General features: G+C 59.8%; 12 protein-coding genes. 2 read left to right on the top strand and 10 right to left on the bottom strand.

The genetic code is table 11. The features are described from left to right. Positions 1 to 104 precede the first annotated feature (104 nt). Positions 105 to 878 carry an HAD family hydrolase gene (locus tag RRF56_RS16930; protein ID WP_317034356.1) on the bottom strand — a complete coding sequence of 258 codons (774 nt, stop codon included), beginning with the start codon at positions 876 to 878 and terminating at the stop codon, positions 105 to 107. Between the two features lie 173 nt (positions 879 to 1,051). Between RRF56_RS16930 and RRF56_RS16935 the strand changes: the two genes are divergently transcribed. Both RRF56_RS16935 and prmC read left to right on the top strand, forming a co-directional pair. Beyond that, positions 1,052 to 2,713, top strand: coding sequence for a D-Ala-D-Ala carboxypeptidase family metallohydrolase (locus tag RRF56_RS16935; RefSeq protein WP_317034357.1), 1,662 nt, complete (start codon positions 1,052 to 1,054; stop codon positions 2,711 to 2,713). Between the two features lie 225 nt (positions 2,714 to 2,938). After that, on the top strand, positions 2,939 to 3,877 hold the full coding sequence (prmC, locus tag RRF56_RS16940; protein ID WP_317034358.1) for a peptide chain release factor N(5)-glutamine methyltransferase: 939 nt from the start codon (positions 2,939 to 2,941) through the stop codon (positions 3,875 to 3,877). A 126-nt stretch (positions 3,878 to 4,003) separates the two neighbouring features. Here prmC and RRF56_RS16945 read toward each other — a convergent pair whose 3' ends face one another. From RRF56_RS16945 to RRF56_RS16985, 9 genes are all read right to left on the bottom strand, one after another. After that, the gene (locus tag RRF56_RS16945) at positions 4,004 to 5,374 is read right to left on the bottom strand and encodes a hypothetical protein (protein ID WP_317034359.1); all 1,371 of its coding nucleotides are present in this window, start codon (positions 5,372 to 5,374) and stop codon (positions 4,004 to 4,006) included. Between the two features lie 90 nt (positions 5,375 to 5,464). Next, a complete protein-coding gene (locus RRF56_RS16950; RefSeq protein ID WP_317034360.1) occupies positions 5,465 to 6,640 on the bottom strand; it encodes a lipase family protein in 1,176 nt (391 codons plus the stop codon). Further along, entirely contained in the window at positions 6,633 to 7,553 is a 921-nt protein-coding gene (locus RRF56_RS16955; protein WP_317034361.1) for a hypothetical protein, read from the bottom strand. Before RRF56_RS16955 ends, RRF56_RS16950 begins: the two co-directional genes overlap by 8 nt. A 76-nt stretch (positions 7,554 to 7,629) precedes the next feature. Next, positions 7,630 to 10,185: a type II CAAX prenyl endopeptidase Rce1 family protein gene (locus RRF56_RS16960; RefSeq protein ID WP_317034362.1), complete on the bottom strand. Its 2,556-nt coding sequence runs from the start codon at positions 10,183 to 10,185 to the stop codon at positions 7,630 to 7,632. Between the two features lie 146 nt (positions 10,186 to 10,331). After that, entirely contained in the window at positions 10,332 to 11,219 is an 888-nt protein-coding gene (locus RRF56_RS16965; RefSeq protein WP_317034363.1) for a DUF2267 domain-containing protein, read from the bottom strand. 54 nt (positions 11,220 to 11,273) lie between these two features. Next, the gene (locus tag RRF56_RS16970; protein WP_317034364.1) at positions 11,274 to 11,564 is read right to left on the bottom strand and encodes a hypothetical protein; all 291 of its coding nucleotides are present in this window, start codon (positions 11,562 to 11,564) and stop codon (positions 11,274 to 11,276) included. A 322-nt stretch (positions 11,565 to 11,886) separates the two neighbouring features. Then, entirely contained in the window at positions 11,887 to 13,533 is a 1,647-nt protein-coding gene (locus tag RRF56_RS16975) for a CapA family protein (protein WP_317034365.1), read from the bottom strand. Between the two features lie 220 nt (positions 13,534 to 13,753). Beyond that, positions 13,754 to 14,206, bottom strand: a complete 453-nt coding sequence (locus tag RRF56_RS16980) for a hypothetical protein (protein ID WP_317034366.1) — start codon at positions 14,204 to 14,206, stop codon at positions 13,754 to 13,756. A 64-nt stretch (positions 14,207 to 14,270) separates the two neighbouring features. Continuing rightward, positions 14,271 to 15,665 carry an ammonium transporter gene (locus tag RRF56_RS16985; protein WP_317034367.1) on the bottom strand — a complete coding sequence of 465 codons (1,395 nt, stop codon included), beginning with the start codon at positions 15,663 to 15,665 and terminating at the stop codon, positions 14,271 to 14,273. Positions 15,666 to 15,929 lie beyond the last annotated feature (264 nt).

Raw genomic sequence — 15,929 nt, forward strand, 5'->3', positions numbered from 1 at the left:
GAATGTTTTATGAGTGTTGAAACTTTGAAGATTGATGATCGCCAATCAACAACAAAGGCCTTCTGGGAGATTGGGTGAGTTCATTTACAGGCAAAGCGTCGGTGTTAACCAGCCGATGTCAAAGCTTTGACCACTTCTAAGAATCCGTCTACTTCAGGAGCGTGGGTGAGGTGGGCCGGGCGGTGCTCTAGGTGCTGCCAGTAGTCTTTGACGTTTGCCACACCCACCGCATTCGGAAAGATGGCTGGGTCAAACAGGCTCTCGTCGTTGGGGCTATCGCCTAGGGTGATGACCTCGGCGGTAGAGATCGGCGCAAAATGGTGCTGCAACACCCGCTGCAACCCGGCGGCCTTAGACTGACCCAGTTTAAACAGGTGGCACTGGACGGTGCTGTAGGTAAACCCCCAGCCCAAGGTCTGACAAACGTGCGCCATTTCGTCTAGGTCTGCCTGAGACAGGCCGTCAAGGTCAAAGGTCCAGTCGGTGAGGCGAAAGCGGTTGTCGTCAGACTCTTGCAGTTGGGGCCATCGCCATTGCAAATGCGCAAAGGCTGTCTGTAGCTGCTGGCGGTGATCGACTAGATCGGGGATCGCTACTAATGGCTCGGGGGGAGCGGTGAGCGGAAAATAAAACCCGCCATTCTCGGCCATGGCCCCGGCGACAGGGAGGTAGTGAGCCAAACCATTTACCCACCCCGCCGATCGCCCCGTGACAATCACTACCGGCAGACCCGCAGCCTGGAGTTGCTCTAGCCCTTGCAGCAGGGCGGCGGTAAACTTGCCCTGGCGGGTGAGGGTGCCGTCCATATCGGTAGCTAGCAGCTTGAGGCCAGGTGCTGGGGAAAACCCAGGGGTGGGTAATGGATGAATTTCGCCCATCGGGTCTACACTTTGTGGTTACTGTGAATGGGTCATTATGGCCCGATTTTGCAGCCTAGAAAAAAATGCTACGCATGTAGAGGACTGAGGGTGGGCGGCTGACATGGCCTTGGCACCCAAACCTTACTCTCTGCTCACGCCAGCAACTACCCTCTAAACGCCCCGTTAACGCCATGAGCACCCTAGCACCCGATCAACGCAACTACTACTATCTCCTAGAAGGGGGCCGGGCGGGCGTGCACAAGCCGATTTTGGCCGCTCTCTATGCCGTCCACAATCAGCCGCAGCTCAGCGATGGAGAAACAGGGCTGGGTCTGGCTCCAGCCAATCAGCTGGCTATGACTGCGATCGATACCTTCTCGACCCAGGTACAGTACGGGGCCAACACCATTCGTAGCCTGACCCAGGGGCTGATTGCGCAGGGCTGGAGTGGGGCCGACATTTGGGATGCTAGCGTGGGACGGTACAGCGATCGCTTTTTGCAGGCGGTGGCTAGAGGCTTTACCCCTGCCGCTAGCGATCTCGACGCCGCCCAACTCGAACCCAGCGACCCTGGGGCGCTGCTGCAAGCCTATCTAGAAGACATCAGTGCCGACTACAGCGGGGCACAGCTGCCCCAGAGCTTAGCCAAGCTCGATCCGGCCCTGTTGGCCTTTGCCGAACGGGTGCCCCCCAACTACGGGCGGCTCGACTTTCAGCGCCTGGCGCTTTTAGAAGCGGTGCGCCTGTGGCGACAGCTCAACACGACGGCGGCGGCCATCGATGCGTTGGGGGTGCCGGTGGTAGACCAGGTGCCCGACGAGGCCGCCCTCGACAATGCCCTGGTGGCCTTTATGCAGTCTGCCGGGCGCTATTACTCGGGCTACCCCAACCAGCGGGAGGCGTTGATTCGGCTGGTGCAACTGTGGCGCGAGCTGGATACCCGTGAGGAGGCGATCGAATGGCTGCTGACCCACGACCCCTTCGCTACCGAAACCAACTTAGACATCGTCGATCCGGCGCTGATCGCTTTTGTGCAAAAAATTCCTGCCGCCTATGGGGGCCAGGGCGATCTCCGCTTTGCTCTGACCGAGGGCTATCGCCGCTGGTTTGGCCTCGACTCGCGCACTACGGCGATTCAGCAACTGGGGGTCGACCCTGACGATCTGATGCAGAATGCTGAGAATCAGGCGGCCTTGCTGACCTCGGCCCGCACCTTAGACCGCGCCCTGCTCGACTTTGCCGCCAGCATTCCTGCCACCTACACGCCGACAGAACAGCAGCGGGAAGCGTTGATTCGGCTGGTGCAACTCTGGCGGCGACAGGAGGGGCGAATTCCGACGATTCAACTGTTGTTTGACGATCTGCGACGACTAGAGCGGGCTTCACCCTCCTCGCCAGAGGCCATGCCTGTGCCAGTGCCCGCACCATCCCCGGCGCGCCCGTCCCGGTGGACCCCTAACAATATTCAGCTCGACGCCAGCATTGTGCCCAACGGCAATTTCACCTGGTCGGAGGCGACGCGGGGCGGTGCCCGGATGCCTCCCAATCAGGCGACGGTCGATGCCATAGTACGGATTGCGGCGTTGGCCCAGCAGGCCCGCGATCGCATTGGCCGTCCCTTTTTAATCACCAGCTGGTACCGTCCGGCTGAAATCAATCGTCGGGTGGGGGGTGCCTCCCAGAGCCGCCACATCGTCGGTGACGCCATTGACTTTTACTGCGTGGGGCTGACCGGCAACCAGGTCTACTGGGCCCTCGACCCCTGGTGGCCGGGGGGGCTGGGCCGCTATCGGCAGTTTCCCGCCCTGGTGCATTTGGACGCGCGCGGGTTTAAGGCGCGGTGGATGCATTAGGGAGTGGATGGGTGAAGGGGTGAAGGGGTGAAGGGGTGAAGGGGTGAAGGGGTGAAGGGGTGAATGAGAGAGATAAGGGGGATGGGGAGATGCTAGACCATTTGAGCCTCGCACAGGTTAGACAGGCCTATGCAAGTCCTCACCGGCAAATCGAAGCGCGACTGTTCAGTGTAGGGTTGCAAGCTGGCGAAACCTTGCCTTTAGTGCCATGTACCCGATATGGCTATGCCTGAAGAGGATAACTGCATCACCGGGGCCGAACTGTGGGCCTGGCGAGTCCAGGCATTACAGGCCGCCAAGGCCGCTGGAGTCGAGGCTGAGGAAGTTGATTGGTTACTGACGGCAGTGGCCGATGTCGATCGCCTGGGGCTGAAGCTGGGTAATGTGCAGCAGCGATCGCCCATTGCCCTGCGCTACCCCCTCAGCGAGCTAGACCGTCGCTGGCAGCAGCGCCTCAGCGATCGCACCCCGGTGCAATATCTAGTTGGCGAAACTCCCTGGCGCGACCTGATGCTAACGGTCTCGCCAGCGGTGTTGATTCCCCGGCCAGAGACTGAGCTGATCATCGATCTGGCGGCGGCAGCAGTGGCGACTAGCCCGATCAGAGATCGCCTAGCCCAGGGCCTATGGGTCGATATGGGGACCGGCAGTGGCGCGATCGCCCTTGCCTTAGCCCAAACCTTTCCCGCCGCCCGCATTCTTGCCGTCGACCAAAGCGCGGCGGCTCTGGCTGTTGCCCAGCACAATGCCGATCGCACCGGACTACGCGATCGCATTACCTTTTACCATGGCAGCTGGTTTGAGCCCCTGGCGGCCTACCGGGGGCAACTCAGCGCCCTGGTGTCGAACCCCCCCTACATTCCCTCCGCCCTGCTGCCCACGCTTCAGCCCGAGGTGATTGACCACGAACCCACCGCCGCCCTCGATGGCGGCGACGACGGCCTCACTGCCCTGCGCATTCTGGCCGCCCAGGCCCCAGTGTATCTGGTGCCCGGTGGTCTGTGGCTAGCCGAAATCATGGCCGGGCAGGGCGAGGCGGTGCGAGATCTGCTGGCCGCCCAGGGCTGCTACAGCGAGATTGAGATCTGTCTTGATTTGGCCGGGCGCGATCGCTTCGTGCGAGCGATTTACACGCCAGACTGCCAAGCCAAAAATGACCCGTGATACCAAATCCAACCCACAAAAACCCGCTGCGAAACCGATACCTCGTAGGGGCATTGCACTGCAATGCCCCTACGGTTTGGCCTTTTGGAGACCAGGTTTATGCGATCCGGATTTGGTATTAGGCCCCTAACCCCGATCCAACCAATCCCGCTGGTGCTGCCAAAAGCGCTGCCACCAGTCGGAAGGCTCATCCTTGGGGCCATCGTGCTCGGTGGGGCGAACGCTGGGGCCATCGACCACCAGGCTGCCCACATAGTCGGCATCGGCATAGACGCGATCGATCTGCTGGCGAATCTCGGCCATATCGGCTTCTGAGACCACACCGTTGCTGGTGGCCTTATAAAACTGCACCGTCACCCGAATCGGGTAGTTGGGGTCGCGTTCGATGGCGAGGTTGTCGATTTCGGTAAACGGCCCTTCTACCTCGCCGTGGCCGATCACTGCGGCCTCCACATCGCTGGGGGCGCGGCTGCTCTCCGTGCTGGGAGCCGCCAAGCTCATCAGCCCGCTGTCAAAGGTTGATTGCGCCATGGGTGCCCGCTGCTTGAGGGGCACCTGAATCAGCAGCACCATGTTTAGGCCCTCGGTGTCGGCTTCGGCCATCACCTCCCCAGGGCGGTCTGGGGTCTCGGCCTGCTCAGTTTGAAAGTCGCTCAGGCGCTGGCCTGTAAAGCTGGCCCGCTCCCCATTCTTGTTGAAAAACAGGCGCTGCCCCCAGGTGCGCCCGGCTTCAAACCCGTCGCGCTGGTTGTCGATCACCGTCACGCTAGTGCCTTCTCGGGTGGCCAGAATGGTCAGCACCGCCGGGTCGCCGGGTCGCGATTGGTAGTTAAACAGCACCGGGTTGAAGGTGGCCACCCCCGCCTGGGGAATCGGCAAAAAGCAGGCCTGAGCGCTGACCAGCACATGACTGTCGCGCTGGGGAACCAGCAGCGATCGCGAAGCGTCCCCGGAGGGGAATTGCCCCCGCCCCGCCCACGACTGGGGGGTGTGTAGATAGCTGCGTAAATCGCCCAATACCTCTGCCAGGGGCACCCGGCGTAACTCACGGCCCTGTTCATTGCCCACCAAGACGGCAAACTTATCGAGGGGCACATCGGCGCTGAGATCGGCAAAGTTGGGATGGCGAATCACAGGCATAAGGTGCAGCTGGTGCCGCCCGGTGTCTGGGTCTTGCTGCTGCACCTGAATGGTCATATCGCTGATGTTGGGGCCGACCGCCGAGCCATAGAAGCGCCCGGTGTCTTCCCAGGTGACATTGAGAATAGTTAGCTCTAGGGCCTCGGCCAGCTGTCGAGCTATGGGGTCAGACACCATCGCTTGGGTGCGCTCAATCACCTGGCGATCGCGGTTGTAGTGTTGGCGTTGCACAATTGGTGGCACTGGCGAAAGGTCTGGGATCGTCAATTCTGCGGCTTGCAGGTGAGGAGCTATCAGTGCCACTAGCGTTGCGATCGGCACCGCGCCTAGGGGTAGCCAAAATCTCAGCGGTTTCATGGTCGTGCTCCTAACCCGAACTATTTCCTTAACCTACGGCAGGGGGCTACAGGTGTCAGGATGGTTGCAAAAACTGAAACTGCCGCTGCGCTATAGGAAACCGTCTCGCCGCTGGTTGCTTTCAGCCTCGGCATTCACCGCCCGGCGATAGGTATCGACGATGTGGTTGGGCAATATGTCGCCCCCCTGGCTGAGAAAAGCCCACTCTTCGCCCACATGCACAAACTCAGCCCGCAGTTTGGTGGGCGGCATAGTGGGGATGGGGTCGGCCAGGTTAGTAATCCGAAAACTGTTGGGCAATATCTGGGCGTAGCTGCGCACAAACTCGGGGTTGCCCACGCGGGGGCTAGCGTAGACGTAAACTTGCAAACTGGGCCGCAGCTCGGGCACCGCTAGGGCAATGTCGAGGGCGAGCACTGTGGCCAGGGCGGCCCCCAGGCTGTGCCCCGACACGTAGCAGGGCTTGGCGGGGTTGATCTGGCGCACCGCCTCCACCACCTGAGGATTGATAATGCTGTTGGCAATGCGGCGAAAGCCCTGGTGAATATTGCCTAGGCTCTCGCCTGTGGTGGGGTCGAGGTAGGGCTGCTGCACGGCGTAGATATTGCCCACCCACTCGGCGGTGCGCTGGGTGCCGCGAAACACCAAGATGCTGTCGGCCTCAGACTCGAGCAAAAAGCCGTAAAACACCTCAATGCGGCGACCCACCCGCACCGCCGTCGTTACCCCGGTGCGAATGGCGTCTTCGGTTTGGCCAAGGTTTTCCTCCAGGGCGGTGGGATCATTCACCAGGGTGGGGTCGTCGATCAGCGCCTGGGGCACCTGCACCTCGATGTTGTCGTTGACCTGACGCTCTTGACCGCGAAAGCTGGTGACTAGACGGTAGGGATCTAGCTCGGGACTGTAGTCAAACAGCCGTTGCAGGCTGCCGTCGTAGCTGGGGTCGTTGCGACCGGTGATGTACTGCTGGGTGGCCAGACGGCTGAGCAAGATCAGCCGCTTCGAGACCTGGCGGTTGTAGGGGATGGGCGGCGGCGGAAAGGCCGCCGCCGCCTGAATCGCCTGGAATTCTTCGACCATGCGGGTGTCGCCGGTCACCGCTGCCTGAATGATATCTTCGGGGTCGTAGAACTCGGCAGCAAAGGCATCGATCGCCGCCTGGCGGGCCTGGGCGCGATCGCGCCGCACATACTCTGTCCCCAGGGTGGCGGCGGTGCCTGCGGCCACACCTCCCAGCAACACCTGACGACGCTTAAATTTATCCATGGTGGTGCTCCTGGCTAGGGTTGGCGATCGGGGGAATGTCTGAGAGAGTTTCTGGAATAGCGGCTGGAGAAGACTGAGCGATCGCCTGGAGGTTGGGAAAGGCCCGTTTGAGGGCCACAGGGTCGGGCCGCTTGGCGCTGGTGTAAAACTGGTTAATCGCCTGCCCGGCAATCCAGGTGGCGGTGGCAAACCCCGCCGCTGGGGCAAAGGCTCCGACATAGGGCACCACCACGCCCAGGCCCACCACGGTGCCCCAGGCCAAAAAGCCTACGACTACTGCGGCCCAAAAGCCAAACAGGTTACCCGCGATCGCCAGCAGATCTTGCCCCCGAGGCCGCCCCCAGAGGTTGCGAATATCCCAACTCATCTTCAAAATGAGCCCCAGCACCACCAGAAACTTGATTTCCAGACTACCGCCGCCGCGCAGGGGCACCAGGCCCGCGATCGCCGCCCCCAATGCATAGTCAAAAATCAGGCGGCGCACGTCTCCCTCGCGGCCAATCAGCGCGGCCATGCCCGCCAAAGCCGAAGTGATCGACCCGCCAGACAAGTTGGCCCGCAGGGGCTGTCGAGCGAGGGCCGCCGCCAGCTCCGGCGAGAGGCCAAAGGCCGATCGCAGCTGCCTCAGTACCGCCGTCTCCTGGGGGTTAATGCCCTTCGATCGCACAATGCCATAGGCCCCTCGGTACACCTGCTGTTGCCCCTCCGGCGTTTGAATCTGGGGCAGCCAGTGCTCAATCGGGCGGGTGTCGCCCAGCAGACTCTCCAGCGTCACCCCCACTGGCAGCGGTGTAAAGGGGGCGATCGCCGCCAAAAAGGCCTCAAATTCTCGCGGCGTGGGCATACCCTTGAGCTTGGCCACCCCGGCCAGGGTTTCGAGGCAGGCGAGCTGTTCGCGATCGGAGAGGATCATGGGGGGAGGGGAGAATGTCAAAGGAGCAATTTTGCAGTGGTCATTCCCGCCCAGGCGGGAATCCATTTGAGCGCAGTTACGGGCTAGTGGGTTTCTGCCTACGCCGGAGTGATGGCCTTGTCCCAACTTGATTGGCGATAGCTATCAAGCGGTTTTTGCGGGGCAGTCGTTCCTGGCCACCCAAGGTATAGATCCAGATCATCACGACCGCCCAATGAATCAAAACAATCGGCCAGAGTGAGCCGGTGAGCCAGTAGACGGCGGTGAGGGTGAGGCCTAGCCAGCCTGCCAGGGTAAGAAAGCGGCGATCGCTGAGGGTAGGCCAGGCGGCGGTGTAGGTGGTTTTGCCCAACAGCAGGTGGTAGAGCAGAAACAGCACCAGGCTGACGATGGCCCACAGCAGCCAGCGCCCGCCTGCCACACCCTCACTGGGGTGGGGCAGCACCATAACCCGAAAGCCAATTTCTTCGAGCAAGGCAGGGATAACGAACACTCGTAGGGCGCTGAGGGCCAGGGGCAGCGGCGGAACGAGGGCCAGCTGGCGGGTAAGAAAGCCGGTCTTGAGGCCGTAGGGAATGGCGATCGCCCCGTAAAGCCCCAGCGCCAGCAGCACCAGCAGCGGGGTGGTCAGTCTAAACGGTGTGCTGAAGGCATCGGCGAAGCGCTGCACCGCCCGCCCCACCAGGGGAATGCCACCCATCAGCGTGGTGGGCGGCACCGGCTCGATGCGAGGGTCATTGCCGCCCACCATATTGGTGCGCAAAAACCACAGCTCGGCCCCGTGGCGCAAAAACACCCGAGCTACGGCGTCGTGGGCCCAGCGGGGCATCATGGTTTGCCAGCTCAGCACCCCGGCAAATAGCCCGTTATTGCTAGTAAAGGCCCCTCGGGGCACCACCCCGGCCAGGGACTCGGCATTGTTTTGCCAGTCAGCGCGAATGACGCCGTAGGGCACCAGCAGCTGTTCCAGGTCATTAGCTAAGGCCACAAACTGGAGGGCACGCTGGGCCTCAGGACTTTTGATATTGTCGATCACCCACCGCACCACCTCGGGGTGCTCCTCAATGCGCCGCCGCACCTGCTGCATCGCGATGAACAGCGCCTGGTTTGAGTCCTGCACGCAGGAGGTAGCCGGGGTTACCCCCGCTACCCCGGTGCCGTCGCCCGTGCGGTATCGGGCCGCAATCACTTGGGTTTGGATCAGCAGTTCCTCAAACAGCGAAATCCGGGTTTCGCCCAGCTGTAGTGGTGTAGTCAATGAGTCGAGCTTCACGACCACGTCCGAGATTGGGCGAATGCCCAGCCAGCCCCGCTGCATATCCCCGGTGTAGCTGCCCCAGTCGTGGGTGCCCGACAGCACCGCCGGAGAGCTGTGGGCATAGATCTGCTGGTACTGAATCTCGAACTGGAGCTCGTCGGCGATCGGTTCGCGCACCACTCGGGCCAGGCCGTAGGCAAAGTGCCCTGTCACCGTCCCCAACGGAATGAACTCACTGTTTTCGCCGCCAATGCCGCCAAAGAGATGAATGACTAGAGCGTAGTCGCCCTCCTGCCACTGGGCGCGGGCGGCCTCAGGGCTGCCACCGTTGGGGCTGACCAACACCCGCTGAAGGGTGCCCTGGCGCTGGGGGGTATGACGCCAATTCTGGCGATCGATATATTTCAGTCCTGGTGTGCGGCCTATCACCACCTGGTCGGGCACCAGCTGGAGCAAAGCGCGGGGTTTGAGTGCCTGTACCGTAAACATCCCCTCGGCATCGCGGCTGCCGTAGATGTACCACCCCGCCCGCCCGGCTGGAGAATGCTCTAAATCTCGCAGGTTAGAAAAAAAGCGATCGCCATTGACCGCAGGCTGCTGGGGAATGCGCACGGTGCCAATCGGACCAGTAAAGTCTTGGGCCGCCCTGTCGTAAAACTGCACCTGAAAAAACTCTGGGGGGCAGGGGGCTGGCCCAGGGCAAACCGTTGGCCGAGGCGCACTGACCGTGGTATCGGGGCCAATGATCTTCACCAGACCATACTCGCGCCCGGTGATTTGCACCGGTTCTAGCCGAGTGTGCACCACGGGCTGGCCCGCTTGCACCGTCAGTTCGGCATCCACCAGCCGCACTATGACATCGTCGCGAGGGCGTGCCCCCGCCAGCGATTGTAGTGGCCCCACCTGCTGCCGCCCATTCAGCCGCTCTGGCACCACGTTGCCTCTAGCTAAAAACTGCTCGGCCTGGGCACTGAAGGCGATGTCGGTGGTGACTGTCTCTACGTAGGCCTGGGCGATCGCCGTGGGTTGCCAGGTCAGCTTTACCCGCTGCCCCACCAGGGCCGGATCGCCATGCCACACCTCGAACCAGGCCCAATCACCGGGGTCGGCAGCATAGTCGGCGACGCTGGGTAAAATCAGTCGCCCCATCCACTGGCCGTTGGGCCGTAGGGTTGGGGCAGTGGGCAGGGGCTGCACCGGGTAGGTCTCGACCCGGTTAAAGGGCTGGGCCTGAGCCAGCTCATAGTTAGAGACGTTGGCGATCGCCGCCCCACTGCCGATCAACACCAGCAGCAGCGCCATTAGTCCTAGCGCTATCCCCCGCCAGCGGTGCTTAGAACGACCGTGCTTTGGGCGAGGGATGGTAAACGGCATGGCTCAACACTCCCGACAGGCGATCTGTAACATGCTGGCAATTATCTGACCCAGTCGGTTCAGACTTTAGCACCACGTTATAAAGAAGCCATAGGGGAAATGTGTTGGCTGTAACTAATGGTTAGAATGCTCCAGCATTTCTAGCCCTAGGCCGCCTGCCAGATATCGCGAACTTTGCCTTCTGGGAGCCAATGAGCCACCGCTTGAATGCGCTCCTGAGACAGCTCGTCTTTAGTCGCTGAAAACACTGCTGAGACCACTATTTCTGCATTGACTGTTTTGGGCACCCCGGCCTCATTGTCAATGCGGGTTAAGAACAGCTTCGAGTCAATTCCTAAGGGGGCTGGCCCTTTTAAGGGCGGACGAATCCGGCTCAGCAGGCCCACTAGAGGATTTCGATCCTTCCATAGATCGGCCACTTCCATTTGCAGGGCTTTCTCGTCGGTCGGCAAGACAGCATCGTGCAGTTCTGCCTGTACTCGGTCAGCTTCGGCGGTGGTCATAACGTCGCGCATAACGCGAAACACCACTTCGGTAATGTCTCGAGCATCGTAGATATCGGGCAGACTGCCTTTAATTTTCACCTTTTCTAAAAATGGTGTGTGCTCCGTTAGCACTGGCACCTTCGGCCCCTCTTCAAGCGCCTGGGGTGGATCGTTTTCCATATCAGCCAGCATGTGCTGGCCTTTTGGGGTCAGGGTGGCGCGCTTAAAGTCAATCAGGTGCGGTAGGGGGCCATCTTTGGCTCCATAGGTGTTGGCAATGCGAAAGCCGACTTCATCAGAATTCACGACGTCGGGCACATCTTCCTGATTGCCATAGGCGTTGCCGCTAAACTCGGCGACAATATACTGACGTTGGTTTAAGTAATCCAAGTGGCCGAGCAGGTCGGCCTTGGTCAACCCCAAGCCGGTGAAATCGGTAGGCGAAAATTCGGTTTCGCTCTTGGTGTCGTTTTGGGAATCGTTTTGGCTAGACTCATTAATCTTTTGCAAGATAATGAATACCACATCATCTCGAATAGAAATTGGCATAAAGCCTCCTAATTAAACTGTAGAAATCGATTTTCGGTGGCCCCGTCCGGGCAACTATTCTTCGACGTACATGGGGGGCTCAACGGCAAAGTTATCGATTTTGCCCGCTTCATCGATGACAAACCCATGGGATGTCGGCAGCGTGCCTTCTTCTTGCTCGGCATAAGCTGCGATCTGCTGCCGATTTTTCTCTACATCGACGTTCGACGGAATGACTTCATCGTCAGGATTGACGTCGGTAGATTGAGCCGTTTGTACGGCCCACTGATTGCCCGAGGCCCCCCGGCCCGGTTCGGCCTCTTGAGGATTGCCAATGGGATGAGGGCGCTTAGTTTTGTCAGTCATAGGTCAGGGTGATCCATAATTACGGCTGTGGCGGGGCCAAGGTGGGCGCTAACGAGCTAGCCTAGGCCAGCGATCGCACCCGCTTAACATCTGCACAGTCTTCAGACAAGCTAACGCGGCTCCCCTGGAGCACGGCCCTGTCATTAGTAGAAGGTTTTGCCCCGTTGGCTTCACCCTTTAGCCAGATGGTGCGACGTTGGCGATCGCACCATCCGCCGGAGGACCTAAATCCCCCTTTTTTCAGAGCAACCTTGCAGCGGACTCAGACCCCCCTTATCACGGGGGCAGCGGGGATTCCCCAGCCTAGGCCCACCGTTACCAATTACCGAGGCCAGATATAGCCCAGATCATCAATTTCTAAAGGCGTATCGGGAAAGTCGCGCTGGGTAAACTGACGCACGAGAGTAACGCCGCCAAAGTGGTCGTCGAGGTAGGGCACGCCGTTGCGATCGAGGGCGACGGGGATAATGCGCCCGCTGACGAAGTTGCCCTGGGCATCGAGGTCGGTCTGTAAGATCAGCGAGGTACCCAGGGGGCCAACGGTGGAGAGGCTGCGGTAGCCGACAAAATTGCCCAGGGAGTAGGCGATCAGCTTGCCGTTGTAGAGTTCGAGAGCGCGGGGTACGTGGGGGCCGTGGCCCAGCACCAGATCGGCCCCGTGGTCGATCACGGTGCGAGAAAACTGCACGACATTGCCGCGATTTTCGGAAAAGAAAAATTCGGTCTGGTCGCGGGTGACGGTGGCGTCAGTGCCTTCTTTGCCCGCGTGGAAGGAGACGACGACAATATCGGCCTGGGCCTGGGCGGTTTGCACCAGGGCGATCGCCTGCTCCAAATCCTGTACCCGATTGTGCTCTGAGTAGGTGCTAAAGCCAATAAAGGCCACCGTTTGCCCCTGGGCCTCGACGTATAGAATTTCGTCTTTGCGGCCCACGGCCCGCATGCCCGCCGCTTCGATGTGGGCAATGGTGTCGTTAAACCCCTGCTCAAAAAAGTCGAAGGAGTGGTTATTGGCAACGCTGAGCACGTCAAACCCGGCCTCTTTGAGCACGCTGGCGTACCAGGGCGGGGTGCGAAAGGCGAAGGTATTGCCTCGGCTCGTATCTTTGGCGCTGTGGGGCACCTCGGTTAGGGTGCTCTCAAAGTTGCCAAAGGTGATGTCGGCATCCCCCAGGTGGTATTGGATGCTGCTAAACAAATACTGCCAGTCTTGGGGTAGCCGATAGCCCCGATAGTCGGTACCGGGGATAATATCGCCTACGGCTTTGATGGTGAGGGTAACAGGAACGGCTAGCTCGGGCGCAGCCAGGGCGGCGGTGCGCTCTGCGGCCAGCATGGGCTCTAGGGCAATGGCCGCCGCAGGGCGAGGGTCGCCAGCCGAGGCTGACTGAGCGGCGGGGTTGGCGGTTGACTGCTGGCTAACGCGCCACTGGGTGACTGCGGCGGTCAACCCAAACCCCAGAGCGACAGCGGCTGACAGGGCTATCCAGCGCCAGCGGCCCTGCGATCGCCTGCGATCGCGGGTCGGTTTTGGTTTACTGGGTCTGGCCACCGTTAGCTCTGCCGCTGCCCTAGTGCTTGGCCCAACAGGGGAAACTAAAGCCTCAGTTGTAGGGGGGAGTACAGGCGGGGCAGCGGGGGCCGGGGGGGCCAAAGGCTCTAGGCTAAAGTCGTGCTGCCAGCGGTTGAGCAGGCGCTTTTCGGTGCCGTCGAGCACCTTGAGGTGGGTCAGGCTGCCCAGTCCTAGAGCCGCGACCACCCCATGAATGCGGTGCAGATCGCGCTCTAGCTGAGGCAACTGGGACGCAGTGAGAAAGACGTAGAGGGTGCGATCGCGCCGCGATACCTCTACTTTTACGGGGGGCTTTACTGGAGGATCATTGAGGATTGCCGTGAGTAGAGCGGCGATCGCGCCCACATCTCCCGTTTGAGCTTGCGACCAGCTCGACTGTTGGGTTAAGTCAGTCATCGTTGCCCCTCAAAAGCCATCCTGCGCGCTGCTACGCCAAATCATAGCGCCAGGGTCAGCTAGTAGCTCAAAAAAGCGTCACAGCGGTAGTTACTGCCAAAAAATACCCCGTCAGCACAGGCTAACGGGGCAGATGTGGGTTTACGGAAAACGCTAGGACAGATCAACTATGGACAGACAAAACTCGCTATCTCAAGTCAGGACTCTCGACCTCAGCCGATTAAGACCGGGGTGACTGAAGGTCGCGGTAGCGGCCCTTGCGGCGCGATCGCCCCGACGAGGCCGTCTTGGCTCCGCGTCGCCCCACCGGCAGACCAACCCCGGCCAAGCCCAATAGTCCCAGGGTCGCCTTGGCCCCCGGTCGGTGAGACATTGCCTGGGGCTGAGTCTCGGCGGGTTGGTTAGGCTGCATGGTCTGGCGATACTCGGCCCCTGCGATCGATAGCAGCCCCGCCACGATAAAGGCACTCAGGTGACTCAGCGACTGATCGACGGCGGGCATCTCGTGGTGGGTGGCAAAGGTTCTGACCAAAAACCAAATAAATAACCCAACGCAGATCAGCAGGGCAATGGTGTTGATAGCGGGGTTGTTGGCAAAGGTATAAATTGCCCCGCCAGTGGGGCCATCAATGGCCCCCTCAAACTCTTCAAAAGTAGAAAACGGGCTAGACATAGCACTTGCTCCTCAATTTTCTAGCATGGGGGCTAGGGTTTCAGTAGGGGTTCAGACAGATTAGCTACTTAGATACCACCGAAGGCATCGGCATCACCACGCGATCGGCATGGCCATTTTGTTCCGATAAAATCGAATATTCTGGGTAGCCCTCAATGCCAAAGTCAGCCAAATCTAGACCAGCAATTTCTTCAGCTTCAGACACCCGCAGTAGGCCAAACTTCTTCAGTAAAAAGCTCACCCCATAGCCAGGGATAAAGCCCAAAAGCACCGCAGAAATCACCGCGCCCACCAGTTGCCCCCAAAAGTTAATCGAGGGAATGCCATCGGGCTGCGGGTAGCCCGCCGCAAAAATGCCCACCATCAGCGAGCCAAACATGCCGCAGTAGCCGTGTACCGCAAAGGCACCTACCGCGTCGTCAATGCCAGCTTTTTCGACGGCATTGCCCACAAAAGGCATGGTGTAAGCGCCCACAAAGGCCAGAATAATGACGATCGCCGGGCTGTAGATATCCATCGCTGCCGCCGCCGAAATAATTCCCGCCAGACCCCCAGAAATGGTGTAGAACGGGTCAGCTTTCGAGCCCATGTATGCCCCCACCAGACCAGCAGAGAGTGCCAGCGTGGTGTTGACCCCAATCGAGGCCAGAGTCATCGGCGTGCCGTAGATGGTAATCGCCCCAGTTTGGCCAGGGGTAAAGATCACGCAGGCGGCCAAAAAGGCATAGAAACCGACAAAAATCAGCATCAGCCCCACCATCGTTAGGGGCAAATTGTGGGGCATAATCACCCGTGGCTTGCCCTGGGCATCAAATTTGCCAATGCGGGGGCCGAGGTTAATCAGCACACCCAGGGCAAAGAACCCCGCCACCGCGTGGAGTAGGGCAGAGCAGCCAAAGTCGTGGTAGCCCATCTGGGTAAAAAACCAGCCGTAGGGGTTCCAGCCCCAGGCAGCGGCTACTACCCAGGTAAACGAGCCCAAAACAATTGCCAGAATGCCATAGGCCCCAACTCTGATGCGCTCAATGACTGCCCCCGAGAGAATGGAGGCGGTGGTCATGGCAAACAGGGCGAAGGCAAACCAAAACACGCCAGTCAGGTTATCGGCAATGTTTGGCCCCAGGGCAGGCGACCAGGGGTAGGAAGCTTCGACCAGCGCCAGCACCTCGCCCACAGTGCCGTCAGCGGTGGCGCTGGTCCACGGCCCCACAATGCCGCCCTGCAGGGGAAATAGCGGAAAGGCGTTGTACACCCACCAGCCAAAGAAAAAGAAGGTTAGGCCGACCAAAGACAGGGTCATCAGGTTTTTGACCATGGTGGCCAGCACATTCTTAGAACGAGCTGCACCACCCTCGTAGGCTAAAAAGCCTACGTGAATCAGCAACATGAGCACCGAGGCCCAATAGTAGTAAGACTCTGCTACAAAAGTTGCTAAAAACTCTTGCGATTCAGGAGACATAGATAACTCCTAACTGTCAGTTAAGTTGTACAGAGAACCTGAAAAACGAAACGACCAACCTGCAACGTTTGCAAGCGGCTAAAAACCAAGCTAAATACGCCGAAAAGGTCAACCCGTTCGAGCAGACAGACTAGGTCTAGGTAAAAATATTTCGGCTGGTATAAACACAAGGCCCAAAACCCCAGGCTGAGCCCAAGATTAATCATCAAGCTATCTGAGTTTTCTCGGCTAACTTGTTATGTCAAGAGTGTGCAATGCAATTTG

The organism is Nodosilinea sp. E11, from assembly GCF_032813545.1.
Taxonomy (GTDB): domain Bacteria; phylum Cyanobacteriota; class Cyanobacteriia; order Phormidesmidales; family Phormidesmidaceae; genus Nodosilinea.

Coding starts and splice junctions, on each gene's coding strand:
- RRF56_RS16930 (WP_317034356.1), bottom strand. CDS start 878: ATGGGCGAAATTCATCCATTACCCACCCCTGGGTTTTCCCCAGCACCT.
- RRF56_RS16935 (WP_317034357.1), top strand. CDS start 1,052: ATGAGCACCCTAGCACCCGATCAACGCAACTACTACTATCTCCTAGAA.
- prmC (WP_317034358.1), top strand. CDS start 2,939: ATGCCTGAAGAGGATAACTGCATCACCGGGGCCGAACTGTGGGCCTGG.
- RRF56_RS16945 (WP_317034359.1), bottom strand. CDS start 5,374: ATGAAACCGCTGAGATTTTGGCTACCCCTAGGCGCGGTGCCGATCGCA.
- RRF56_RS16950 (WP_317034360.1), bottom strand. CDS start 6,640: ATGGATAAATTTAAGCGTCGTCAGGTGTTGCTGGGAGGTGTGGCCGCA.
- RRF56_RS16955 (WP_317034361.1), bottom strand. CDS start 7,553: ATGATCCTCTCCGATCGCGAACAGCTCGCCTGCCTCGAAACCCTGGCC.
- RRF56_RS16960 (WP_317034362.1), bottom strand. CDS start 10,185: ATGCCGTTTACCATCCCTCGCCCAAAGCACGGTCGTTCTAAGCACCGC.
- RRF56_RS16965 (WP_317034363.1), bottom strand. CDS start 11,219: ATGCCAATTTCTATTCGAGATGATGTGGTATTCATTATCTTGCAAAAG.
- RRF56_RS16970 (WP_317034364.1), bottom strand. CDS start 11,564: ATGACTGACAAAACTAAGCGCCCTCATCCCATTGGCAATCCTCAAGAG.
- RRF56_RS16975 (WP_317034365.1), bottom strand. CDS start 13,533: ATGACTGACTTAACCCAACAGTCGAGCTGGTCGCAAGCTCAAACGGGA.
- RRF56_RS16980 (WP_317034366.1), bottom strand. CDS start 14,206: ATGTCTAGCCCGTTTTCTACTTTTGAAGAGTTTGAGGGGGCCATTGAT.
- RRF56_RS16985 (WP_317034367.1), bottom strand. CDS start 15,665: ATGTCTCCTGAATCGCAAGAGTTTTTAGCAACTTTTGTAGCAGAGTCT.